Origin of the sequence: Flavobacterium arundinis (assembly GCF_038289855.1) — a bacterium.
Lineage (GTDB): Bacteria > Bacteroidota > Bacteroidia > Flavobacteriales > Flavobacteriaceae > Flavobacterium > Flavobacterium arundinis.
The window spans coordinates 162,532-187,228 of sequence record NZ_JBBYHR010000005.1 but is presented as its reverse complement, the minus strand read 5'-3'; the positions used below and the strand labels follow the sequence as shown (position 1 = coordinate 187,228).

General features: G+C 44.3%; 15 protein-coding genes. 7 read left to right on the top strand and 8 right to left on the bottom strand.

The window, feature by feature from the left end; translation table 11 throughout:
* Positions 1–14: 14 nt before the first annotated feature.
* From AAEO56_RS10885 to AAEO56_RS10870, 4 genes are all read right to left on the bottom strand, one after another.
* Positions 15–1,472: a glycoside hydrolase family 30 protein gene (locus tag AAEO56_RS10885; RefSeq protein WP_341697083.1), complete on the bottom strand. Its 1,458-nt coding sequence runs from the start codon at positions 1,470–1,472 to the stop codon at positions 15–17.
* A gap of 126 nt (positions 1,473–1,598) precedes the next feature.
* Positions 1,599–2,486, bottom strand: coding sequence for a hypothetical protein (locus AAEO56_RS10880; protein ID WP_341697082.1), 888 nt, complete (start codon positions 2,484–2,486; stop codon positions 1,599–1,601).
* Between the two features lie 15 nt (positions 2,487–2,501).
* A complete protein-coding gene (locus tag AAEO56_RS10875; protein WP_341697081.1) occupies positions 2,502–4,004 on the bottom strand; it encodes a RagB/SusD family nutrient uptake outer membrane protein in 1,503 nt (500 codons plus the stop codon).
* A gap of 11 nt (positions 4,005–4,015) precedes the next feature.
* A complete protein-coding gene (locus tag AAEO56_RS10870) occupies positions 4,016–7,129 on the bottom strand; it encodes a SusC/RagA family TonB-linked outer membrane protein (protein ID WP_341697080.1) in 3,114 nt (1,037 codons plus the stop codon).
* Positions 7,130–7,756: 627 nt separating this feature from the next.
* On the opposite strand from AAEO56_RS10870, the gene AAEO56_RS10865 reads away from it, so the two are divergent.
* Entirely contained in the window at positions 7,757–10,594 is a 2,838-nt protein-coding gene (locus AAEO56_RS10865) for a triple tyrosine motif-containing protein (protein ID WP_341697079.1), read from the top strand.
* 170 nt (positions 10,595–10,764) lie between these two features.
* Here the strand turns inward: AAEO56_RS10865 and AAEO56_RS10860 are convergent, their stop codons facing one another.
* On the bottom strand, positions 10,765–11,634 hold the full coding sequence (locus AAEO56_RS10860) for a YitT family protein (RefSeq protein WP_341697078.1): 870 nt from the start codon (positions 11,632–11,634) through the stop codon (positions 10,765–10,767).
* Positions 11,634–12,209: an HD domain-containing protein gene (locus tag AAEO56_RS10855; protein WP_341697077.1), complete on the bottom strand. Its 576-nt coding sequence runs from the start codon at positions 12,207–12,209 to the stop codon at positions 11,634–11,636. The genes AAEO56_RS10860 and AAEO56_RS10855 overlap by 1 nt, the downstream gene beginning before the upstream one ends.
* Positions 12,210–12,354: 145 nt before the next feature.
* Between AAEO56_RS10855 and AAEO56_RS10850 the strand changes: the two genes are divergently transcribed.
* Positions 12,355–14,499 carry a glycoside hydrolase family 97 protein gene (locus AAEO56_RS10850; RefSeq protein WP_341697076.1) on the top strand — a complete coding sequence of 715 codons (2,145 nt, stop codon included), beginning with the start codon at positions 12,355–12,357 and terminating at the stop codon, positions 14,497–14,499.
* A gap of 221 nt (positions 14,500–14,720) precedes the next feature.
* Complete coding sequence (locus AAEO56_RS10845; protein ID WP_341697075.1) at positions 14,721–15,347, top strand: trimeric intracellular cation channel family protein; 627 nt, start codon at positions 14,721–14,723, stop codon at positions 15,345–15,347.
* 113 nt (positions 15,348–15,460) lie between these two features.
* On the opposite strand, the gene AAEO56_RS10840 is transcribed toward AAEO56_RS10845, so the two are convergent.
* Positions 15,461–16,789: a sensor histidine kinase gene (locus AAEO56_RS10840; protein ID WP_341697074.1), complete on the bottom strand. Its 1,329-nt coding sequence runs from the start codon at positions 16,787–16,789 to the stop codon at positions 15,461–15,463.
* Positions 16,786–18,135, bottom strand: coding sequence for a sigma-54-dependent transcriptional regulator (locus AAEO56_RS10835; RefSeq protein WP_341697073.1), 1,350 nt, complete (start codon positions 18,133–18,135; stop codon positions 16,786–16,788). The genes AAEO56_RS10840 and AAEO56_RS10835 overlap by 4 nt, the downstream gene beginning before the upstream one ends.
* A gap of 68 nt (positions 18,136–18,203) precedes the next feature.
* Here AAEO56_RS10835 and AAEO56_RS10830 point away from each other — a divergent pair, with 68 nt between their 5' ends.
* From AAEO56_RS10830 to AAEO56_RS10815, 4 genes are all read left to right on the top strand, one after another.
* Positions 18,204–19,517 carry an efflux RND transporter periplasmic adaptor subunit gene (locus tag AAEO56_RS10830; protein ID WP_341697072.1) on the top strand — a complete coding sequence of 438 codons (1,314 nt, stop codon included), beginning with the start codon at positions 18,204–18,206 and terminating at the stop codon, positions 19,515–19,517.
* A 231-nt stretch (positions 19,518–19,748) separates the two neighbouring features.
* The gene (locus AAEO56_RS10825) at positions 19,749–20,450 is read left to right on the top strand and encodes an ABC transporter ATP-binding protein (protein ID WP_341697071.1); all 702 of its coding nucleotides are present in this window, start codon (positions 19,749–19,751) and stop codon (positions 20,448–20,450) included.
* Between the two features lie 133 nt (positions 20,451–20,583).
* The gene (locus AAEO56_RS10820; RefSeq protein ID WP_341697070.1) at positions 20,584–23,028 is read left to right on the top strand and encodes an ABC transporter permease; all 2,445 of its coding nucleotides are present in this window, start codon (positions 20,584–20,586) and stop codon (positions 23,026–23,028) included.
* 254 nt (positions 23,029–23,282) lie between these two features.
* Positions 23,283–24,605, top strand: coding sequence for a TolC family protein (locus tag AAEO56_RS10815; RefSeq protein WP_341697069.1), 1,323 nt, complete (start codon positions 23,283–23,285; stop codon positions 24,603–24,605).
* Positions 24,606–24,697 lie beyond the last annotated feature (92 nt).

The following is a 24,697-nucleotide window of genomic DNA, read 5'->3' as shown; positions in this document are numbered from 1 at the left end:
TGGATGCAATTTGTTTAATATATTAATGTCTGTATGGCGTGCGCAGGTATTTCGGCAACCGTTTTGCGGTTACCTATGATCAGGTTGTAGGCGATCTTCTTGTCACTGCTATTCATTACCACCGTTACCATTTTGCCATCGGCATTAAGGAACGATGTGCTCATCAGCTGGCTCCTGCTCACAACTGTACTTACCCTTTTTGCCTCGGGGCGCACAAATTTTGAGAAATGGCCTATGTAGTAGTACGATGGTGTATAAATGATCTCACCTGTTTTAGTATCCATGTGTACTGGCGCAAAGCAGAAATTGCCTACGTGGTTAGGTCCGCCCTTTTCATCAAGAAGGATGTTCCAGTCGGTCCAGCCAACGGTGCCGTTATTAAAGTCGTTTATCATCTGTTCGCCGTAGCGCTCGCCATTTGGCCAGTACTGGAAGCGGGTTGCGTCAAATTTCTCCACGCAGCCTTCGGTAAACATAAGTTTTTTATCAGGATAGGCTTCGTTCACTTTCTGTACGTTCTGGAACATCGGCTTGCCGCCTGCCCATGTTTCGTACCAGTGAAAACCCATTCCCCAGGCATATTTTGAAGCTTCAGGATCGCCAAATATAACATTGGCCCTTTGGTTCATAAGATCACGGTTGTGATCCCAAACAATTATTTTTTTATCGCCAAGGTCTTTCTTTATCGTTGGCCCGAGGTAGTTTTTAAGGAAATCGCGCTCATCCTCTGCCGTAAAGATGCATGACTCCCAGATTTGGGTAGCCATAGGCTCATTCTGTACGCTAAGCCCCCATACTGGCATACCTTCTTTTTCGTAGGCTTTAATGAATTTCACATAATAGTCTGCCCATGTCTGGTAGTATTCAGGTAGCAACTTTCCGCCTTTAAGCATGTTGTTGTTATCTTTCATGAATGCCGGCGGACTCCACGGACTCACATAAAAAGTAACATTATTATTGCCTGCAGTTTTCATTGCCTGCTTTATAAGCGGTATACGGAATTTCTTGTCGTGGTCTATATTGAATGACTTCAGGCTCTTATCCCCTTCCTTGACATACGTATAGCTTCCGCTGCTAAAATCACAACTGTGGATGTTTGTTCTTATGATAGAATAGCCTATACCCGTACTTCCGAAATAGGCATTTAAAAATTCTTTTTGCTTAACGGGAGATAATTTTGCGAATACCTCGGCACTTGCGTCAGTTATAGCGCCACCTATTCCCAAAATGGTCTGGAAGGTCTTTTTGGGTTCTACAAATACGGAAAATTCTGTTTCCAGTGGCTGCTTCGATTCAGAGAATGTAAGCTCACCGGTTTGCGAAAGGCGCAGCTTCGAATTGTCCGCCGTGGTATACACCTGCACTTTGCTTCCGATAGCAGGATAAGCATTTCCTGCATTTTTTTCCTGCTGTGCCAACGCCGAAAAAGAGAGCAACGACAATAAGCCCAGGCCTAAAAATTTGTTTTTCATCTAAATTGGTAATTGTGCAGCCGGAAATAATGGTAACAACGGCTGCAATTATTATGGAGGTATTAAAAAAATAGCCTGTTTTCTTTTTACAGAGCACAGGCTATTTGTAACTAACCCAAAAACTTTTTATGGTAATTTACGCATCGAAACATTCGAAACCGTAATGTTGTTAACGCCATTATTCGCGCCTGTACCTGTTTTTATAACAAGGTAAATAGTACCCGGCTGGGTAAATGTCACCTGTGAGCCTGTACCCACACAGCCTACTGTTGCCAGCATTCCGTTGAAAGGTGCAACACCACATCCTGCCCATGTATTCAACCCAAGTAATGCGGTAGGGTCGCTGCCATAATCTGACCCGTTTACAGGCTGTGTAGTACCCGTAAATACCTGGAACCACATAAGGTCGTTGCCTCCGGGACCTTCTACATGCATATCAACAAGGTAGGTACCTGCCTCAACCTGAACTGCCTGATAGATGCCCTGACCGGTATAGTTGTTTGCTACACCGCCGCTGGCCGTTGCGCTGCCGCTATTGAAAGCCCATGAAACGGTTTGTGTACCGCTTGTATTGAACACATGCCAATCGGCAGCATTTTCAAAATTAGGGCTTGCAACGATATTATCGCCCAAAAGAAGATTGGTCACTACGATAGTCTGCTGGGAAACGAAATTTGTTCCAGCCGTGCGTCCAACCACCCTGTGCTGAACAGTATAGGTTCCCGGGAAAACAAAAGTTAACGCTTTTGTATTGCCCGCTCCCCTTGCCTCTACAGCAGAAGCACCTACAGAGCTTGTGTAGCTCCATGTATGGTACTGGATATTCGGGTCATCTGAACCTGTAAAAACATAGTTATTGCCATCTGTAGATACAGCTGTAAAAGAGGCATCCATATCTGCCATCGTCAACGCGTTTCCGTTGGTTACCTCCTCCGGCTGGCATCCGGTAAGCAATCCCATCGCTGCAACTGCCGCTGCAAAGCAGCTGTTCCTTAAAATTATATTTAGTTTCATAAAGATTTTTTAATATTAATAGTTTGGATCCTGCACAATTTGGGTGTTCTCAGTTTCACGAAGCGGTACAGGCCAAAACTCGTGTTTACCCGCAATAAATCCGCGTGGTGCAAGAACTGAAGCTGCCCTGCCTGTACGTACAAGGTCTCTCCAGCGGTGGCCTTCGCCAGCCAGCTCCAGCCTGCGCTCTTTCCAGATGTTTTCTAAAGATACCGGTATTGATGCCAAACCTACCCTTGCACGAACCGCATCAAGCAATGCCTGTGCCCTTGTACCTGTTCCGCCCAAAGCTTCAGCTTCAAGCAGGTAAGTGTCAGCAAGGCGGATTGTGTAAGTGTTCTGCCTGTAGTTCAAAACCACATCGCCACCACCTGTAGTAATATCTGCATGCTTAGGCATGAATTTTTTAAGGAAATAACCTGTATCCTGGTAGCCCGGCACATAAGATGCCTGACCCGCTGCAACCAATGCATTCATATCAAGAAGCGTAGCGTCAAAACGCGGGTCTCCCTGTAAAGCATTAGCAAGATCGGTAGTTGCAGGATTAAAACTCCATCCCGTTTCATACAACGGCGCTCCCGAAGCACTGTAACCACGGGGCCCTACCATTACATTAAGCGTGTTGCCTTCATCTGAGCCTGAACCCCAGTTACCCCAACCTGCATTACTCTGGCTGGTGTGGGCTGCTTCAAGGATAGATTCTGAGTTAAATTTATTATCAATCAGCCACAGGTCGTTGTAATTGGCCAAAAGCTTGTATCCATACTGGCTTGTTCCGCCCGGTGTACCGTTCACTTCGGCAAACTGAGCTGCTGCCTGAGGTTTTTTATCTTGGTAAAGGTATACTTTTCCTAATATAGCCTGACCTGCACCTTTAGAGATACGTCCTGCTTCAGTAGCAACATCAAGCATTGACGGAAGATCCGGTATCGCCTCTGTAAGGTCTGTTTCTATCTGCGCATACACATCCTCACGTGATGCTTGCGGGAAGTTGTACCACTGATCCTGCGAAAGCGGAGTTGTAGTAAGAGGTATATTCCTGAACTGCGTGATTAACTGAAAATAGTAGTAAGCACGCAATGCTTTGGTCTCAGCAGTAAATCTTGCCTTTTTAGATGCATCCATATTAATAGAAGGCAATTTCTGCAAAAGTACGTTGGCCCTGAAAATACCCTGGTAATAATCGCTCCAGAAACTTCCGGGAAGCGTCGACTGACTGATGCTGTAATTGGAGAACGATTGTATACCTGCACCATCAGAAGCGTTACCGCCACCTGCATAAAAGTCGTCAGATCCGGCGTTCAGCATAGCGATCATATTTTCAAAACCGCCCGACTCTTTTTTCATAATATCATATACCGCAACGAGAGCGTGATACGCATCGTCTTCTGTCTGGTAATAATTGTCTTCTGATACAGCGCCTTTAAAATCCGTATTCAAAAAATCATCGCTGCATGAAATAACAGTAAAAACTCCGGTCATTATAAGTACCGACCATTTTAGATTTTTAAATTTCATTTTCATTTTTTTTAAAGTGATAAATTACATCCTACCATGAATGACCTTGCCTGTGGATAGTAACCACGGTCAATTCCCATAACATCTCCCCCGATTTCCGGGTCAAATCCTGTGTATTTAGTAAAGGTAAATAAATTTTCAGCTGTTACATATATCCTTGCTTTTGAAAGCGTTTTGCCTAATATACTTTCAGGAAGCGAATATCCAAACTGTACCAGCTTGATCCTGAAATAGTCGCCATCCTGCAACTGGAAGTTCGAAGGCCTGCTGAAGTTTCCATTTGCATCAAGGGTCGAAAGCCTTGGATAGCTGTTTGATGTACCTTCGCCTGTCCAGCGGTTAAGCGCATTAGTCTGCCAGTTAGCATTGATCATATCTAGCCTGCGTACACCCTGGAATATCTGGTTTCCGGCAACACCCTGACCCATCATCATAAGGTCGAAGCCTTTGTATGCCAGGTTAATGGTAAGTCCATAAGTAATATCCGGAAGCGGGCTTCCAAGATACTTCCTGTCTTTTTCGGTAATAACACCATCGCCATCAAGGTCTTTGTAACGGAAATCTCCCGGTACTACAGTGATGTCAGCAGGTTTAGCCGCTGCATCTATCTCCGCCTGGTTCTGGAAAATACCATCAGTTACAAAACCGTAGAATGCATTGTATGATCCGCCTACCTCACTACGCGTAAGAGGGTATGCTGAAGACTGGATTGATGGGCCTGAGTTAAAAGTCCTGTCTCTACCAACGCTTGTAACTGTATTTTTTAATGTAGAAAGGTTTCCGTTCACAGAGATGTCAAAGTCGCCTACCCTTTTGTGATAGCCAAGCTCAAATTCAACACCTGTGTTTTTCATTTCACCAACATTACCAAAAGGAGGATTCGATGCACCTACATAGCCCGGAAGCCTTACATCCTGTAGGATACCTGTCGTTTTCTTCTTATACCATTCAACCGTTAAGGTAAAATCTTTAAGGAATACGGCATCTAAACCAATATTGGTTTGGGTAGTCTCTTCCCACGCAAGGTCAGGATTTGAAGGCCTTGCCTGTGAATTACCTACTATAACAGCGCCACCGTTACCTATAGTATAATTGTTACCTCCCTGGATAAGCGAAAGGAATCCGTTATTTCCAATATTGTCGTTACCTGTAACACCCCATCCGCCTTTAAGCTTCAGTGTGTTCAGTATATCATTCTGTTTCCAGAAGTCTTCTTTAGTAGGAACCCATCCTAACGAGAATGATGGGAAGTTACCGTATTTGTTGTTTGAACCGAAGTGTGAAGAACCGTCCCTACGAATAATACCGGTGAAGATGTATTTTTCTTTGTAATCATAGTTCAGCCTTGCAAACAATGAAGAAACAGTGTGCTCCTGGTTTGTGTATGCCGAGCCCTGGATATCAGCTGCTACAGTTGGCCATGAGAAAGAAGCATCCTGCCAGTTATTAGTTGGCTGGTTATAATACCTTACCGTAGAACCGCTTCCAATATCGTCTACATAAGCTCCCTGGCCTAATAGTACTGTAAAGTTATGGTCAGCAATTATTTTGCTGTAAGACACGGTGTTCTCAAAGGTCCACCTCATGTTTTTATTAGTAGCCCTGAACAGGTTGTTCCTTGAATTGTTATTGTTTGGGTTAAGGTAGGACTGCGGAGAGAAGCTTTCAGAGCCCCAGTATGCCATTTTACCACCAATTGTTGATTTGAATGTCAATCCTTCTATAGGCGTAATTGCCACATACGCATTACCTACAAAGTTATCCGACCAGTCATAGTTACCCCTGCGCGTAGCAATGTAAGCCAACGGGTTAGTCATTTCCTGCTGAACCGCATTTGATATACCGTAGTAATTGCCATTTGCATCTTTCAACGCATACTGATTTGAATAGTCAGATGGGTTTGGTGTAGTAGATGGATCGGTTACGATAGCCGGTGTAGTTGGATCAAGGTTAATGGCAGAAGCCAAAGGACCGCCGTATTCGCCATTAGTGTTTCCAACCGGAAGTGTTTTCTCTTTAGAGTAAGCAAACGTCTGGCCAATTTTAAGCCAGCTTGTTACTTTGTGGTCAGAATTCAACCTTAAATTCTTACGGATATACTGTGATATTTCGCTTGTAACAATACCTTCCTGATCCGTAAGGCCAAATGACATGTAAAAATTCGATTTTTCATTTCCGCCGCTCACACTCAATTCGTGTTGCGAACGTGCAGCGTGATCGTTAAAAATTACATCCTGCCAGTCTGTACCCCTGCCAAGGTTAGCAGCATTTGGGTAAGGCAACTGGAATGTCCCGGTCTGGAACCCGTTTGCATACTGCTCATTTCTTAATGTTGCATATTGCGTCGCGTCAAGTAGGTCAAGTTTTCTTGCCGGAGCAGAAAATCCTGCAAAACCATTGTAGTTAACCGATAGTTTTCCTGCTTTTCCTTTTTTAGTGGTTATAAGGATAACCCCTGTAGCAGCCCTCGTACCATAGATTGCCGAAGAAGCGGCATCTTTTAGTACCTCTATCGACTCAATATCGGCCTGGTTTATAAAACCAAGTCCCCCATTATCCATAATGATACCGTCAACAACCCAAAGTGGGTCGTTGGCCTCTGCCCTGAATGAGGCAACACCCCTAACACGCACTGTTGAAGCCGATCCCGGCTGTCCTGAGTTCGCGAAGATGGTTACACCTGAAGTACGGCCTTGCAGCGACTGCTCTATCCTTGTAAGGGGAAGATTCTCAAGCTGTTTAGCAGTCACCTGCGAAATAGCTCCGGTTACTACGCTTTTCTTTTGTGTACCGTACCCTACTACTACAACTTCTTCGAGTTGCTCGGCTCCCGGAACCAGTGAAATGTTAATAGTAGTTTGTCCGTTTACAAGTATTTCCTGGGAAGTGTACCCAATGTATGATACCTGCAAAACTGCTGTGTTTCCAACACTGATGGAGAACTTACCGTCCATATCTGTAGAAGTGCCATTTTGCGTGCCTTTCTCAATTACTGAGGCACCGGGAACCGGCATACCCGCTTCATCTGTTATTGTACCTGTTACCTGTGTAACATCCTGCGCCCACGCTGAGAGGGTGCATAACAAACAGACAAAATAAAAAAATCGTAATTTTAATAATTTCATACTCGTTAAAATTTGGGTGGGTTAATTGTTGATTACACGCAATATTACTGAAATAATTATTGTTTTATCAATGAAAAATCTCTACAAAAACCCATCAAATTAAAAATTTAACTATACTAAAACCCATCATTAAATTTTTAAAAATATGAATATCAATTAATTATTTTTTTTAAATTATGTTATTTAAATGTTAATACTATACTATTAACCCTACAAACGCCAGTTTGTATTACAACGTAATAGTTAATCGTGTATAAATTTAATTTTAACAAATTATACACAATAATGTAGTGTTGTATAGGCGAAATATTGTCTTTTTCACAAAAATATACATCACAATAAATTTTGAATTTATGCGTTGCAACGCTCTTGAGAAATCGATTTTAGGCTAAATTACGCACGTTTAATGTAAGAATTTTATTTCAAAAACAAAATTGATTCGTCGATTTTCACCTAATTACAACGTGATAGTTGGTGTTTTTTCCAAAAAAACCATCCCGATTTTGACATAAAAAAATAAGCATTACATTTATAAAATAATTGACATGAATAATGCTCTCATCTGAATATAATTTTATAAAAAAACTCACGTATCAGGTTAAAATAGGTCTCAGAATTTTGTACCTGATGCTGTTCTTGGCAGTTTATCAGGGACATGCTCAAGTCAAGCATATTGGCCTGCCGAAAATCATAAATTACAAAAAGTCTGATTACAGCGGGGGCTCCCAAAACTGGGATATTGCTCAGGACAAAAGGGGAAATTTGTATTTTGCCAATTCTGGAGGCCTTATACAATTTAACGGCACATCCTGGAGCAGGACCGCAATTCCGAACAATACCATACGTTCCATCAAAATAGCTGAATCGGGTAAAATATATGTTGGCGGCAATAACGAATTCGGCTATTACGACATCGATCAAAAGGGTAACCTTGCCTACCATTCCATCTCTAAGCTGCTTAGCCCGAACTCTAAAAAGTTTATGGACTTTGTATGGAAGGTGCACATCCTAAATGACGAAGTGTTTTTCCAAACCTTCAACCGCACGTATATATATAGGAACAATAAGCTGACCATTCTGGAAGCCCCTAACCGTTTTCAATTCTCTTTCGTAGCCGATAATAAACTGTATTTCCAGGATATATCTGCCGGCCTTATGGAATATAACAATGGAAGGCTTATACCATTGAAAGGCACACAGGCATTTAATGATACAGAAATATGGGGCCTGCTGCCCCTATCGGCAAGCAGGCAGCTGGTGATCACTATGGATAAAGGCCTGTTTGTGTACGAAAATGGAAAAGTTTCTCCATGGAATTGTGAAGCCAATACGTTTGTGCTTAAAAACAATTCCCTTGGCGGGAAGCTGCTGAACAATAATTTTATAGTGCTCAACTCTGTTCTCGACGGCATTATAATCTGCGATCTCGACGGAAAGATCGTACAACACATCAACAATAAAAAAGGCCTGCAGAACAATACCGCGCTTTCATCGTTTGTAGACGCAAACAACAACCTCTGGCTCGGCCTTGATAACGGTATCGCGTTTATCAATGAAAACTCACCTTTTACCTACCTGGGCTCGAGTTATGACCTCAGCACCGTATACGCATCGGCATTATTTCACGACAACCTGTATGTAGCCACAAACCAGGGGGTTTTTTACCATGACTGGACCAAAGTATTCAAAGAAGAATCGTTTCGGTTTATTGAGGGCACAACGGGCCAGGCCTGGAACCTTCAGGAAGTTGACGGAGACCTGTTTTGCCTGCACAACCGTGGCATCTTTACAATAAGCAACGGGAAAGCCGGAAAATTCCTGGACGACAGGGGCTATCTTGGCCTGAAAAAAATACCGGGGATGCCGGGTTACCTTATAGGCGCCAATTACCACGGCTTTGCAATTTTTGAGAAAACGCCTTCCGGATGGACATTTAAAAACCAGATCGAAGGACTGAATATGTCCGATGCAAAGTTTACAACCGACGGGAAGAATATATGGCTCATCAGGGACCGTGTAGCATACCAAATGAAGCTTACAAGCGACATGGAGAGGTTTAGCGTTATTGCCACGCACGACAACCTCAATGACAAGCTAAAGGGCATTACCAGTGTACAGCAGATCAACAATATTGTTTATTTCCAGACCGATAACCGCTTTTTTACCTATTCACAGTCAGGGGATAACTTTATTGAAGACAAAAAGATGTCGGCGCTTTTTAAGAGTATCCCCAGGATACGGAATTGCTTTGAAGACAAAATAGGAAATATCTGCTACTTTTATGGGGATTCCTCTATGGGTATGCTGATAAAACAGCTTAACGGCGGCTATAAGAATGTCCTCTCCCCTTTCTCTACGCTTACCGGCGACCTTGTATATTACTTTGAGTCGATCAACGCTATTGATAACGCCAATTTCTTTATCGGACTTACTGAAGGCCTTGCGCATTACGACCCGCAGCTGCAACACATCTCTACTTTTGAACCAAAAGCGTTCATAAGGAGCTTTTCATTTCCGGGAGACACCCTTATAACGGGCAATATGGATCGCATTAATGAAATTACCATTCCGTACCGGTCCAATAATGTAAAATTCACGTTCTCGTCTCCTATATATGACAATCCTGAAAATATAAAATTTTCATATAAGCTAAAAGGGTTCGATGATAAATGGAGCAGCTGGACCAGAGTTCCGGTAAAGGAGTATACCAACCTGCAGGAAGGTGATTACCAAATGCAGGTGAAAGTGATAAACAGTTATGGTGTGGTTTCCAAACCTGTATTGCTTTCATTTACCGTATCGCCGCCTTTTTACAGGCACGTACTGGCTTACTTTTTTTATGTATTCCTGGTCGCATTTAGTATTTTCTATGTAAGGAGGAATACCAAAATGAAAATTCGTAAGAATAAATATTACGAAACCATGGAACAGCGAAGGCTTTATCTCGAAAAAGAAACCAAAATACGGCAGGAGCAGCTGGAACTGGAAAAAGAGATAGAACGTCTAAAAAATGAGCAGCTGAAGGTTAAGATCCTTACCAAGGATAAGGAATTGGTAAACAATTCACTCCAGGTAGTGAAGAAAAATAAGGTACTCAACGACATCATCCAAAAATTAAAGGATATTGACCCTGAAACTATGGATGAGGGCGCAAAAAGCAGGTTTAGCAAGCTGCATAAAACGATAGCAAAGGAAATAAGCAGCGACAAGAGCTGGAATAATCTCGAGAAACACATACGGAACGTGCACTTTGACTTCCTGAAGCGCCTAAAGGAAAAGTTCCCCTCCATAACACCACGCGAAATGGATCTTGCTACCTACCTGCTTATGAATATGTCGACGAAAGAAATCGCGGAGATCATGAACATATCCGATGGTGGCGTAGAGCTGGCACGCTACAGGCTCAGGAAAAAACTGGAATTATCAAGGAAAGAAAACCTTACAGGGTTCCTGATGAGTATTTAGACCCAATTACAAATATAAATCGCCTGAATATTTTTTTAAACTATTCCTGCAAAGGTCTGGAAGACCTTGCAGGAAACCAACATTACCGTCATTACGTTCTCAACCTGCAAGGTTTTAAAACCTTGTAGGTTTGAATAATTGGTGTAATTTGTGAAATTAGTGGCAAGATCCTAATGCCGCGCCTTCCTGCTCAAAATACCACCGGCAGCCTCTTTAATAATGTTAGTAAACACGAATGCTTTAGGGTCGATCTCGTGTACCATGTTGTTGAGCCTGCGCAATTCCATACGTGTTACTACGGTAAACACGATGTCGCAATCCTGGCTGATATCATAGCTTTCTTTCATAAAACCCCTTTCACCTTTGTAAATGGTAATGCCGCGACCCAGGCGCATTACGAGTGCTTCTTTTATCTTTTCGCTTTCGCCGGATATTATCGTTACACCGGTATATTCTTCAAGGCCCTCGACGACAAAATTAATTGTCTTCGAAGCGGTATAATACGTCATTATCGAATACAGCGCTGTAGGCATACCGAGCTCAATAGCGGCGACAAGGAAGATAACGATATTGATGCCAAGGATGATTTCGCTGGTCGTGAAGCTGATTCGCTTGCCGGTATACAGCGCAAGTATCTCAACGCCATCCAGCGCATAACCACCCCGCATGGCAAGCCCGATCCCTATGCCCATGAATACCCCACCAAATATTGATACCAGCAGCTTATCGTGGGTTATCTGCGGATAATCTACAAAATGAAGGCAGAGCCCCAACCCAATGATGGCTGTCATGGTGCGTATGGCAAAATTGCGGTGTATCTGGAACGCGGCCATGATCACAAAAGGGATATTAGCCACCACGATCACCATGGCAATATTCCAGTGGTATATTTCGTGCAGGAGTAGTGAAACCCCCGTAATTCCACCATCAAAAAATTTGTTGGGCACCAAAAATCCTTTTAATGCAAACCCGCAAAAAAGGATTCCGGCCACAGCATAGGCGATATCGACAAGGTTGCTTTTAGAATAGAGTTGCTTCATTATAATCGGGCTTTAAGCCGGTTTAGGTTTTCTTGTTTTTTAGTGTTTCGCAAAGCTATGCTGGTTGGCGTGAAAAAGCTATGGTTTTCCAGGAATTTTATCTGAATCGCGTCCCACTCTTTTTCGTTGGCAACCACTCCCGCATACAGCATTTCCTGGTACAGGCCTTCGCCAACCTCAAAAAAATCATCACGGCCCAGGTAGTCGAGGTCTGCGTCGCAAATGATCTGTCCGGCCAGCGAATTAGGGTTTTGAGGAAGCTGTGTAGCCATGATAATGCGGCATATCTCGTCAATATCTTCAGCTGTATAACCGTAGCCGGGCAATATTTCGCCTGCAATCTCGCAGGAGCGGTTTTCGTGCCGGATCCTTTGGTACAAATAACCCGAATCGTGGTAAACAGCCGCAACCAGTAGCAATTCCAGCGTCCTGCCAGTCACGCCTTCCTGTTTTGCAATGGCTTCCGCACGGTTATACACGTCGAGCGTATGCCCAAGCGTATGGTATTTCAGGTGCTTTGGCAGGTCGTCCCGCAGCTTTTCCAGCATGTAGGTACATTCAGGTCGCTGTTGCATACAATTAGGTTATTGGTCGCTAAGATATAAAAAATTAATTTTCAACAGAAATAGATACTACAACGTTGGAGTACCGTCCTTTATGGTTGGAGGCAAACGCAAAAGCGAATGTAAAGCCTATATTTGTAAAGTAAACAAACTACAAATGAAGAAACTAATCGCACTGGCCTGCCTTATAATGGCCGCTTTTAACGTTGCCAACGCGCAGGAACTGAAGTCGCCAAACGGTGAATTTACCATGAAATTTTCGCTTCAGGCAGGCGGCGTGCCAACCTATAGCCTTGTGTATAAAGGGAAGGATGTCATAAAAACCAGTAAGCTGGGTTTTGAGCTTAAAGATGACAAGAATTCGCTGCTTGGTGATTTTACCGTTACCGATACCAAAACGGCTACATTCGACGAGACCTGGACACCTGTATGGGGCGAAGTGAAAAGCATCCGTAACCATTATAACGAGCTTGCCGTTACGCTGACGCAAAAAGGCACCAACAGGTACATGATCATGCGTTTCCGCCTGTTCGATGATGGGCTTGGTTTCCGTTACGAATTCCCGAAGCAAAAGAACCTTACCTATTTTGTAATAAAAGAGGAACGCACGCAGTTTGCCATGGCAGGCGACCATACCGCTTTCTGGATCCCGGGGGATTATGACACGCAGGAATACGACTACACAACATCAAAATTATCAGAAATAAAAGGCCTTGCTGAAAAATCACGTACAGCAAACCTTTCGCAGACAAGCTTTTCCACAACAGGGGTGCAGACATCATTACAGATGAAAACCGATAACGGCCTGTACATCAACCTGCATGAGGCAGCGCTTATCAACTATGCGTGTATGCACCTGAACCTTGACCCGAAGACCATGATATTCGAATCGTGGCTTACGCCCGATGCCATTGGCGATAAAGGGTATATGCAGGCGCCATGCACTTCACCGTGGAGGACTATCATTGTCAGCGATGATGCACGCGAGATACTGGCCTCAAAAATGACCTACAACCTTAACGACCCTTGTAAAATTGAAGACACTTCATGGATAAAGCCTGTGAAATATGTTGGTGTTTGGTGGGAAATGATCACTGGCAAGACATCATGGGCGTATACCGACGAATATCCTTCCGTAGAATTGGATAAAACGGATTATACAAAGGCAAAACCGAACGGAAGGCATGGCGCTAACACAGCCAATGTGAAGAAATACATTGACTTTGCCGCAGCGAACGGATTTGACGGCGTATTGGTAGAAGGCTGGAACGTTGGGTGGGAAGACTGGTTTGGCCACTCAAAGGATTATGTATTCGATTTTGTGACACCATACCCTGATTTCGACCTGAAAGGCATTCATGCTTATGCAAAGTCCAAAGGCATAAAGATGATCATGCACCACGAAACGTCGTCATCGGTACGTAATTACGAACGCCACATAGATCAGGCCTACCAATTCATGAAAGACAATGGCTATGATGCGGTGAAGAGCGGCTACGTGGGCGATATCCTGCCACGCGGCGAGAACCATTACAGCCAGTGGATCATCAACCACTACCAGTACGCTATTGAAAAAGCGGCTAAATATAAAATTATGGTGAATGCACACGAAGCGGTGCGCCCTACCGGTATTGCCCGTACCTGGCCGAATCTTATCGGTAACGAAGCGGCAAGGGGAACAGAGTACCAGGCTTTCGGCGGCTCTAAGCCCAACCACGTGACATTACTTCCGTTCATGCGCCTTATGGGTGGTCCAATGGATTACACGCCGGGTATCTTCGAAATGGATATCAGCAAGCTGAACCCGGATAATAAGTCGCATGTAAACAGCACGATTGCGAACCAGTTGGCACTCTATGTAACGCTATACAGCCCGTTGCAGATGGCAGCCGACCTTCCTGAAAATTACAACAGGTTTTTGGATGCGTTCCAGTTCATTAAGGACGTTGCAGTTGACTGGGACGAAAGCAACTACCTTGAGGCTGAACCGGGGCAGTATATTACTGTTGCCCGTAAGGCAAAAGGCAAAAGCAGCTGGTTCGTAGGGAATGTGAATGGCGAAACACCGCGCACAGCCAATGTGAATTTTGATTTCCTTGATAAAGGCAAAACCTATATCGCTACTATTTATGCCGATGCTAAAGATGCGCATTATAAAACCAACCCACAGGCATACACCATCCGTAAAGTGATAGTGACAAGCAAATCGAAACTCGCGCAACTGAGCGCGCCGGGTGGAGGGTTTGCTATCAGCATTACTGAAGCTACCAAAGACCAGACGAAAGGGCTTAAGAAGCTATAGAAGCCTCACCCCAACCCCTCTCCGAAGGAGAGGGGCAGCTTCCCTCTTGCCGGAATTGCCGAACATCAAATACAGGATTGTTTCCTGCAAGGTCTTTGAGACCTTGTAGGTATAATTTAACCCAATCTATTATGGATAAGACGAGCGACGAAGCGATCTAACATTTTTACACAATTATGTTGCCCAAACATTTTGTAGGTTTGCCTTATCAATACTGTAAAATGTTCTACGCACTCGACATTATCGGCACGTTTGCCTTCGCCATCTCAGGAGCCTTGACAGCCATTAATAAAAAGCTCGACCTGTTCGGGGTGCTTACTATTGCCTTTGTGACAGCTGTTGGCGGCGGGACATTGCGCGATGTCATGATCGGCAGTACGCCGGTAGCCTGGATGCTGAGCCTGAACCATGTATATGTTATCCTGGCCGGGTTTTTCCTGTCGGCATTATTTTGGAGAAAGCTGGAAAAGCTGCGGGTTTCCCTGTTCCTGTTCGATACTATCGGGCTAGGCGTTTTTACTATGATCGGTATCGAAAAAGGCCTTATTGCGGGGCTGCATCCTGTGATCTGCATCGCGCTCGGCACTATGACAGCTTGTTTTGGAGGTGTCATCAGGGATATTTTGTGCAACGAGATACCGGTCCTCTTCAGGAAGGAAACGTTTTATGCGACCGTATGTATCTTTGGGGGGATAGCGTTCTTCGCTTTGCGGCGCACAGGTTTGAATAGTGATATTATCTATGCTGCCTCCTCTGCATTGATCATCATCTTCAGGTTACTTGCGGTAAAGTTTAAATGGTATTTGCCAGTGTTGAAGGCCCCTAATCCGCCGCGGCGGAGGAATTAGCACGATTGCTAATTAGCCTGTTAGACGAATTCAAAGCGTATCTACCGTCACATAAAATTTGTGAAATTCGTGCAATTCGTGGCAAAAAATCAAAATCCAGTTCATGGCTAAAACTACTCCATCAGGCAAATCACAAACCGCGTCCTTTCATTATCTGTATCAAAAGTAAGATACCCGCCATGGGCTTCCACAATGTTTTTAGAAAGCGTAAGTCCGATGCCCGCTCCTTCTTTCCGTGTGGTGAAGAATGGCAGGAATACCTTGTCCTCGATTTGCTTTTCTATGCCCTTACCGGTATCGGTAATAATTATGAATATACGCTTGTTCTTTATCTCGGCAGTGATCTCGATATGCTTTTCAACCATGCCATCAAGCGCGTAGATGCTGTTAGTAAGCAGGTTGATGAGCACTTGTTCCATCTGAAGCCTGTCGATCATCAGCCATCGGTTTAAGGCCACCGAATTGGTAACGGTAATATTGGCCTTTTTAAATAATGGCGCCATAATGTTCAGCACGCTTTCCAGCAAAGTAGTGAGGTCGGTTTTTTCTTTGTCCGGCGTAGGCAGCATCGCCAGCTTGCGGTAGCTTTCGATGAAGTTCTGCAAATGGTCGCTGCGGTGTATCATTGTTGCTACGCTCTGCTTTATGTCGTCAAGGTCTTCCTGAGAAAGCGACTCCTGCTGTACCAACTCGTTGAGGTTTTGCGTAAGCGAACGGATAGGCGTGATCGAATTCATCAGCTCGTGCGATATCACCTTCATCAGGTTGATCCAGGCTTCCTTTTCTTTTTTCTCGATCACTTTCTGTATCGAATCCAGCAGGATAATGTAGTAATCTTTATCATACGTCCGGGTCATCGATGATTGCAGCATGAATGTCTGCGTGTCCTGCTTATCCACACGTATCTGCAATGTAGAGCGTATTTCACCAAATTCCCGTTCTTCAATAACCTTGCATAAAGCCGGAAGCTGGTTTTTCAGGTAACTCCATTTTGAGACTTTTGGTACAGCAAAATGCTTCGAGAAATAGTCATTCATCAGGAAGATATTCCAGTCGTCGCCATCATTTTGGAGGATGAGCACGCCGGTCTCGATATTGTTCAGAATGGTGCGGTACACAAGGTCTTTCGAGACGGCATCATTTTCCTTGTTTTTCAGGTTTTCATACAGGCGGAAAAGGTTCTTATAATTATCGAAAGAGCCGTGCTTCGAAAAATCGGCAGAGAAGTCGTTGTTGAGTATCGCGCTTATAGTCTTATCATAAAAAAGGAAAATGCCCTTTACGAATGCAAACAGCTCTGCCAGCAACACCAAAAAAACGATGAAAGATAATATAGCGGTATAAACCAGGCCGTGCTGGTAGGTATAAAGGCAACCGCCAACCGATGCTATAATAAAAAGCAGGCGGATAAAAAGCTGTTGGTAAAGTTGCAGCGATCTCATTGTCCGGTGCCTATTTCGTGTTTTTCCATGCGCCTGTACAATGCGGCCCTCGACAAGCCAAGCTCTTCTGCCGACTTGCTGATATTGTAATTATGCTTTTGCAGTACTTTTTCTATGGTTGTTTTCTCGATGTCCGAAAGCTGCACGTCGTCATTTTGTATGGTTGAGGTGATATGGCTAAGATCCAGGTCGGCGGCGGTTATCGTATTGTTCTCACAAAGGATCACGGCACGCTCTATCCGGTTCTCCATTTCGCGGATGTTGCCGTTCCACGCATGTTTTTCTATTTGCGAAAGCGCGCCGTCGTCAAATGCAACATCGTCACGCCCGTATTTTTCCATGATCTTTTCCAAAAGGAAATACGACAGCGGCACCATGTCTTCCCGACGTTCCCTGAGCGGCGGTAACGTAATCTCCATCGTATTGATGCGGTAGTAAAGGTCTTCACGGAAATGTTTCTGCGTTACTTCCTGTTGTAAATTTATATTGGTAGCGGTAATGATCCGTACATTAATCGGCCTCGCCTTCGATTCCCCTAAACGGGTTACCGACCTGTTCTGCAAAACCGTTAACAATTTCGATTGCAGGTGCAGCGACACATTGCCTATCTCGTCGAGAAAAATGGTACCGTTGTTCGCCATTTCGAAACGCCCCGGGGTATCGGCTTTGGCATCCGTAAAGGCTCCTTTGGCATAGCCGAACAATTCACTTTCAAAAATATTGTCATTTAGCGAACCGAGGTCCACATGCACAAAAGGCTGTGAAGCACGGTTGGAATTTTGGTGGATGTAATGGGCCATCACATATTTACCGGTGCCATTCTCGCCGAGGATAAGCACATTGGCATCGGTCTTCGCGACCTTTTCTGCCAGTGAATATGCCTTTTTTATTGTTGCTGAATCGCCAATAAAGAACGATTCTTTCTTAGGCTCTTTTTCCGCTTTCTTTTTTTCCTTGCGGCTTTCATCAACACCTGATTTTACAGTGAGCAGTAGCTTTTCGTTATCCCACGGCTTAAGGATATAGTCGAATGCACCCAGCTTTAGCCCTTCCACCGCCGTTTCCACTTTTCCAAAGGCGGTCATCAGTATTACAATAGTCTGCGGGCTGAAGGTCTTTATTTCGCGCAATACATAAATACCCTCGCGACCGTCTTCGAACCCTATGCGGTAGTTCATGTCAAGCAGTACCACATCGATCTGGTTTTCCGACAATGTAGCAATAACTTTTTTAGGGTCATTAAGGGTATAAATGGTTTCGAAATGCTTCTTGAGCACCATTTTCGCGGCGAAAAGGATGTCGTCCTGGTCGTCGATAACTAAAATGGCTGCCTGCGTTTTTTTCATACTGTACGGTTTCGGACAAAAGGTGTCCGATATCGGACACCTGTGATTTTTATTTAAAAATAAAATAATTGAAAACCAGCGAATTAGTGATTTTAAAATCGTGGCACAAAATTGTTATTATACTTGCCAAACAAACACTGATGGATACCGCTGTTACCCGTAAAAATAGAAAAAATAAATATCTGGTTATCGCTTTGCCCGCTTTTTTATTGGCAGGCTATCTTGTTTATTCCGCTGTAACAAAAAAGAGGGGACTGGATGTAAAACAAAACGAGATCGTGATCAAAACAGTGGAGAATAATTACTTTGAGGATTTTATTGTTTTCCAGGCAAAGGTGGAGCCGTTGAACTCCATGCTGCTCAACGTGATCGAGGGTGGTGCGATACATGAAATATTTGTAGAGAACGGCAGCATGGTAACCAAAGGTCAGCCACTGGCCCGCCTCTATAACCCGAACACAGAGCTGGGCTATGTTACACAGGAAACATCTATCATAGAACAGATAAACAACCTTAACAAAGCGAAGCTCGACCTGCGCAACCAGGAGCTGAACCTTGCCAAAGACCTTGTGGCTATCGAGCACGATTACCTGGATGCCAAAACACAGTACGACCTGAACGAGAAGTTGTATAAGGAGGAAATACTGTCTAAGAACGAATGGCAGAAAACACAGGAGAACTTCCGCTTCCAGAAAGAGCGCAAGAACATCATACAGCAGAGCATCCAAAAAGAAAAGCAGGCCAACCAGATACAGATAGGACAGATAACGCAGTCGCAGGCCATTATGCACAAAAGCCTTGATATATTGAGGACAAACAAGAAAAACTTCCTGGTTACGGCGCCGCTGGCAGGCAGGCTGACATCCTTTGAGCCGGTGTTGGGCAAGAATTACCAGGCAGGTGAAAGCATCGGGAAGATAGATGTAATGAACGGTTATAAGCTGGTAGCCGAAGTGGATGAGTTTTACCTTTCCCGCATTAGTGTTGGGCAAAAAGGAAGGGTAGATTATAAAGATGGGACAATAAATGTGGCTGTAACCAAAGTAATTCCCGAGATAAAGAAAGGCAGTTTCCAGGTAGAGCTTAATTTTACGGATGCAAAAGGGCTTGACTTGCAGCAGGGACTGAGCTTCGGAGTACGGCTGATGCTGTCTGAAAAGGCAAAAAGGACAGTGCTTCCTAAAGGGAGCTTTACAGAAGATACTGCCGGCAAATGGATATTTGTAGTGCATGGCGACAAAGCCGAACGAAGGGAAATAAAGCTGGGCCGCGAAAACCCTTTATACTACGAAGTGCTGGGCGGGCTGAAAGAAGGCGAAAAAGTAGTAACATCATCGTATAAGGATTATAAGGATATAGAAGTGCTGAATATCGCCCCCTAGCCCCCCAAGGGGGAACAGCTTCACACAAAGGCCGGATCAGGAACGCATTTGGGTTTGAGTAAGCACGGCTGAGTGTTCCCCTCTGGAGAGGGGCCAGGGGTGTGTTAATGAAAGTTATAAGTTTAAAAAGAGTTCAATCATCAATCAATAAAAGAAACCAATCAAACAACCACTACCGCAGGAAGGCGGGCCTCATCATCCCGCCGCCTTCGGTAACCTAAAAAACACATTATGATAAAGATAGAAAACCTTTCGAAAGTATTCAGGACCGAAGAAGTAGAGACCAAAGCCCTCAACGGCATTTCGCTCGAAGTGAAAGAAGGCGAATTCGTGACCATTATGGGGGCGTCGGGATGCGGAAAGTCGACCCTTCTTAATATCGTAGGCCTGCTGGACAGTGCCACAAGCGGAAGTTACCAACTGCTTGGACAAGAAATAAACGGCCTTAAAGAAGCCGAAAAAAGCAAAGTGCGGAAACAGAACATTGGTTTCGTATTCCAGAACTTCAACCTTATCGATGAGCTTTCGGTGTATGACAATATCGAGCTTCCACTTATTTATAACAATGTTTCGGCCTCCGAAAGAAAGACAAAGGTAGAAGCTATTGCCGAAAGGCTGAACATTTCGCACAGGCTGAAGCATTTCCCGCAGCAGCTTTCGGGAGGGCAGCAGCAAAGGGCAGCGGTGGCAAGGGCATTGGTAAACGACCCTAAGATCATCCTGGCCGATGAGCCTACAGGAAACCTTGACAGCAAGAATGGCAATGAGGTTATGGAACTACTTACAGACCTTCATGCTAATGGCGCCACCATCCTTATGGTAACCCACTCGGATTATGATGCTTCTTTTTCACAAAAGATCATCTTTATGAAAGACGGCATGGTGCTCTCTGAAAAAGTGAACAGCCGGAACGTGGATGTGTTTGTTAGTTAGTTAAAAGTCCGAGGTCGGAAGTCCGATGTGCCAATCGCATCCGGCCTCTAACTATCTATTCCAGACCCCCCGACTTCGGACATCCGACAAAAATAATCAACGAATAACCACATCAACAAATCAACCTAACGACATGCTAAAGAACTGGATCAGAATATTTTTATACCAGGTAAAGAACAACAAGCTCTTTACCGCGCTCAACATACTTGGGTTGAGCATAGGCATAGCGGGTATCATCTTCGCTATATTGTACCGTAATGATGAAGAAGCCTACAATGCGTGGAATCCCGGAAAGGACAACATTTTCCAGGTATTCAACGACATGGGCGACGTGAATATATGGTCTACCAACACCGCACAGACCGGCCCGCTGCTAAAGGCTGCATCGCCAGAGGTGGAAAGCTACTGCTATATGGAGGACTGGTATGGTAAGGAGAATATTGGCTATAAGGGCAGGAAGTTTTTTACCGACAAAATTTCGGATGCTCAGGCGAATTTTTTCGAGTTTTTCCCTTTTGAATTCATAAAAGGCAACGGTAAAACCGCAATAGGCGGCAATGCTATGGCGCTCTCCGAAGAAACTGCCAAAACAATATTCGGTGATGAAGATCCTATGGGCAGGCAGGTGGTGTACAACAAGCAGCCTTTTGTGATTAAAGGGGTTTACAGGATACCCGGGAAATCCTCCTTCGCCCCTAATGTGGTGGTAAGCCAGGTGGACAAGCGCCTGGAACGTGACAAGGACGAGTGGGGCAATTTTAGCTATGCACTCATGCTAAAGCTAAAAAACCCGGAGAACAAAGAAAAGATTGCAAATCAGATCGAGAAGAATTATTATGAGTACCGTACCAAAAGGTTTGCAAAGAACCTTGGGATATCTGCCGAAGAATATTCAAAGACGCACGGCGAGGCCAAAGTAACAATGCAGCCGCTTAGCGAACTTCGCCTCCACAGCGTCGCCGAGGGCACTCCGGAAGGTACGGGCAACTACCAGTTCTTAATGATCATGATAGGGCTATCCGTTTTGATAGTGCTACTCTCTATAGTGAATTATGTAAATCTCGCTACCGCCGGCGCTATAAAAAGGGCTAAAGAGGTAGGGGTGCGCAAAGTTTTTGGCGCCAGCAAGGGAAATATTGTAAGGCAGTTCCTTTTTGAAACAGTGCTTACCGCGCTGGCAGCCATATTGCTGGCGCTCGTGATCGTAGAGCTGTCATTGCCATATTATAATGAATTTTTGAAAAAAGACCTCGTTATTTACGGTGCGCAGTTCTACACGCAGCTTGTTGTTATTTTCGTCATTATAATAATAACCGCAGGGATATTTCCGGCGCTGTATGTTTCCAATTTCGAAACCCTCAAAGTCCTTAAAGGTAATTTCGGGCGCAGCAAGAGCGGAGTATGGCTGCGCAACGGCATGCTCGTAATGCAGTTTGCCATAGCCGCTTTTTTCATCATAGGGTCGTATATCGTTTACAGCCAGGTACACGCCATGAGTACCAAGGAGCTTGGTTTTAAAGGTGACCAAGTAGTAGAAGTAGACTACATTTATGATTTTGATTATGATGGCTATGACCAGAAAACTTTTGACAAGTCCCTGAAGACAGCAGTGCAGCGTTACCAGACTATTAAACAGGAATTGGTGAAGATAAAAGGTGTCAAGGATGTATCGTTAAGCTCATTTTCGTTTGGCGGCGGCGCCCAAGCCTCATCGGGGTACACATATAATGGCGTGAATATACAGGGATCGAACATAATTGTAGATTTCAATACACTGGATATGATGGGGATAAAAATGGCGCAAGGGCGAAACCTGTCTCCGAAATTCGCGTCGGATACTGCTTCCTCGATACTGATCAATGAAACCGCAATGCGGATGACCAGGGAGAAAAACATACTCGGCAAGCAAATTGAATGGAACGGCAGGAAATTTACTATCGTAGGCGTTGTAAAAGATTTCCATGTTGAAGGACCGCATAAGGAAATGCCGCCGATGACAATTTTTCATTACAACACGGTTGAATGGATGGTGCTGAATGTCAACCAGATTTTTATAAAGATTGATCCGGCACAGTCAGAGGAAGCCATTGCCGGGATAGAGAAATTCTGGACAAAGCATGTGGATACCGAGTACCCTTTTAAATATGAGTTTGTAAACAAGCGTTTTGCAAGGACTTACGAAAATTATGTAAATCAGAAAAGCCTTTTCTCGCTGCTTAATGTGGTCGTTATACTAATCGCGCTGTTTGGCCTGTTCTCCCTTGCATCCTACTCGATACAAAGAAGGATGAAGGAAATTGCTATAAGGAAAACACTTGGCGCCGAAACAAGCGTTCTGCTGAAAGAGCTCTCGAAACAATATGTGCTGTTTTGCCTTGCAGGCTTCGTTATCACCATTTTTCCTTCCTGGTTCCTTCTTACTATGTGGCTTGAAGGTTTTGCCTACCGGATCCAAATTACTGTTGAGCCTTTTATTATCGGGTTTATTGCGCTGCTTATCCTCACGCTTATAGTAGTCCTTTCAAGGGCGTACCAGGCAACAAGGGTAGATGTGCTGAAATACCTCAAGTACGAATAGGGCTTTTTTAACCACATAGCTACATAGTCGTTGCGTGGCGCTGACAGGCGAAACAAAACCGCTGTCTGATATCATTTCACAGAGCTGAAGCGATACTTCAATTTATGTGAACTGTAGGCGCTTCTTAAACCTATTTTTCCTATGTCCCTATGTGGTTAATTTAGTTAAGTAAACTTTTTTTGAATACGTTATTTTAACCATTTCTTTATGCCTGCGGGTTTTGCGTCCCGCAGGCTTATTAAACCTACCTCAAAATGAAGGCCATAACATTATCTGTTTTGTTTCTGATTGCTACGTTTCCGGTTATGGCACAGGAGCTGTGGACGCTAGAGCGCTGCCTGGAAACCGGCAGTGCGAATAACCTCAATTTCCAGTTGCGGCAGCTGGAAATATTAAGTGCGCAAACCACTGCAAGAAGCGCCGTAATGGGGTTTTTGCCCACGGTAAGCGCCTCAGCTACTCACAGCTACAGCATAGGATCTACCATCGATCCGGCCACGAACAACAGGGTGAGCTCTACTATCCAGTCGGATAATTTTTCGCTGAACGCCAATATGGATATTGTCAATTTCAATAACTTCACTGAGGCGCGGCGTAATAAGATCGCGGTCCTGAAAGCTACTGCCGATAAGGCTGCTACTGAAGCCGAATACAGCCTCTCCATACTCGAAAATTATTTTACCGTACTCTATACTCAGGAGTTATTAAAAATACAGCAAAACCAGTTTGAGAATGCTAAGTACAATCTGGTAAGGCTGAAAAAAGAAGCAGAACTGGGCAGCAGGCCGCCAAGTGACCTCTATGATATGCAGGTGGGGTATGCCCAGGAAGAGAATAGCATTATAGAAACGGCACAACTGCTTTACAACCAAAAACTCGCGCTTTTACAGCTTATGAATGTTACGAACGTTTTGCCGGACGATATGGTGCTCGAACATTTAAATACAGAGGAAGCCATGAATAAACCAGTGTCCGATACCTATGAGAATGCCCTGAAAAGTTATCCGAAAATACGATCGGCAGAACTGAACGAGGCCGTTGCCGCAAAGAATGTTATAATACAAAAGAACGGCTACCTGCCTGTGATATCCGCCTTCTACTCCTACTCTTCTTTTTATTACCTGCCGATAAACCAGCCGGGGGATGTTTCGGTTAACCCTTTCTGGAAGCAATTGGCCGATAACAAGAATCATTATGTGGGGCTGCAATTATCAGTGCCACTATTTAACGGGTTGCGGACACACCGTGACGTGCAGCTTGCTAAAATAGAGCGTCAGAAATCGACTGTGATAGTCGAACAGGAGAAGATAGCATTACGGCAGGCAATAGAGCAGGAAACGGCAAAACAACAGCAAAACCTTGTACTCGTTTCAAAACTTGAAGAAACACGTAAACTGGCCCGGAAATCTTTTGAAACTACGCAGGCAAAATTTACTAATGGCATAGTAGAAGCCATCGTGTTTACATCGTCAAAAAACCAACTGCTAACTACCGAATACAACCTCCTGAAGGCAAAATTCACAGTGCAGTACCTTTCATTAAAACTTCATTTTCTGGAGACGAACAGATTTCAGTAGTAGCTGAAAACAGTTGACGGCAGATTCCCAATTACACTATTAAAGCACCTAACACAACAAAGCCCGGAGCATGATATACTCCGGGCTTTTTA

What these genes read in the sequence shown, in the direction of transcription:
- AAEO56_RS10885 (WP_341697083.1), bottom strand. Translation starts at nt 1,472, where the DNA reads ATGAAAAACAAATTTTTAGGCCTGGGCTTATTGTCGTTGCTCTCTTTT.
- AAEO56_RS10850 (WP_341697076.1), top strand. Translation starts at nt 12,355, where the DNA reads ATGAAGAAACTAATCGCACTGGCCTGCCTTATAATGGCCGCTTTTAAC.
- AAEO56_RS10870 (WP_341697080.1), bottom strand. Translation starts at nt 7,129, where the DNA reads ATGAAATTATTAAAATTACGATTTTTTTATTTTGTCTGTTTGTTATGC.
- AAEO56_RS10855 (WP_341697077.1), bottom strand. Translation starts at nt 12,209, where the DNA reads ATGCAACAGCGACCTGAATGTACCTACATGCTGGAAAAGCTGCGGGAC.
- AAEO56_RS10815 (WP_341697069.1), top strand. Translation starts at nt 23,283, where the DNA reads ATGAAGGCCATAACATTATCTGTTTTGTTTCTGATTGCTACGTTTCCG.
- AAEO56_RS10840 (WP_341697074.1), bottom strand. Translation starts at nt 16,789, where the DNA reads ATGAGATCGCTGCAACTTTACCAACAGCTTTTTATCCGCCTGCTTTTT.
- AAEO56_RS10820 (WP_341697070.1), top strand. Translation starts at nt 20,584, where the DNA reads ATGCTAAAGAACTGGATCAGAATATTTTTATACCAGGTAAAGAACAAC.
- AAEO56_RS10835 (WP_341697073.1), bottom strand. Translation starts at nt 18,135, where the DNA reads ATGAAAAAAACGCAGGCAGCCATTTTAGTTATCGACGACCAGGACGAC.
- AAEO56_RS10875 (WP_341697081.1), bottom strand. Translation starts at nt 4,004, where the DNA reads ATGAAATTTAAAAATCTAAAATGGTCGGTACTTATAATGACCGGAGTT.
- AAEO56_RS10825 (WP_341697071.1), top strand. Translation starts at nt 19,749, where the DNA reads ATGATAAAGATAGAAAACCTTTCGAAAGTATTCAGGACCGAAGAAGTA.
- AAEO56_RS10865 (WP_341697079.1), top strand. Translation starts at nt 7,757, where the DNA reads ATGCTGTTCTTGGCAGTTTATCAGGGACATGCTCAAGTCAAGCATATT.
- AAEO56_RS10860 (WP_341697078.1), bottom strand. Translation starts at nt 11,634, where the DNA reads ATGAAGCAACTCTATTCTAAAAGCAACCTTGTCGATATCGCCTATGCT.
- AAEO56_RS10845 (WP_341697075.1), top strand. Translation starts at nt 14,721, where the DNA reads ATGTTCTACGCACTCGACATTATCGGCACGTTTGCCTTCGCCATCTCA.
- AAEO56_RS10880 (WP_341697082.1), bottom strand. Translation starts at nt 2,486, where the DNA reads ATGAAACTAAATATAATTTTAAGGAACAGCTGCTTTGCAGCGGCAGTT.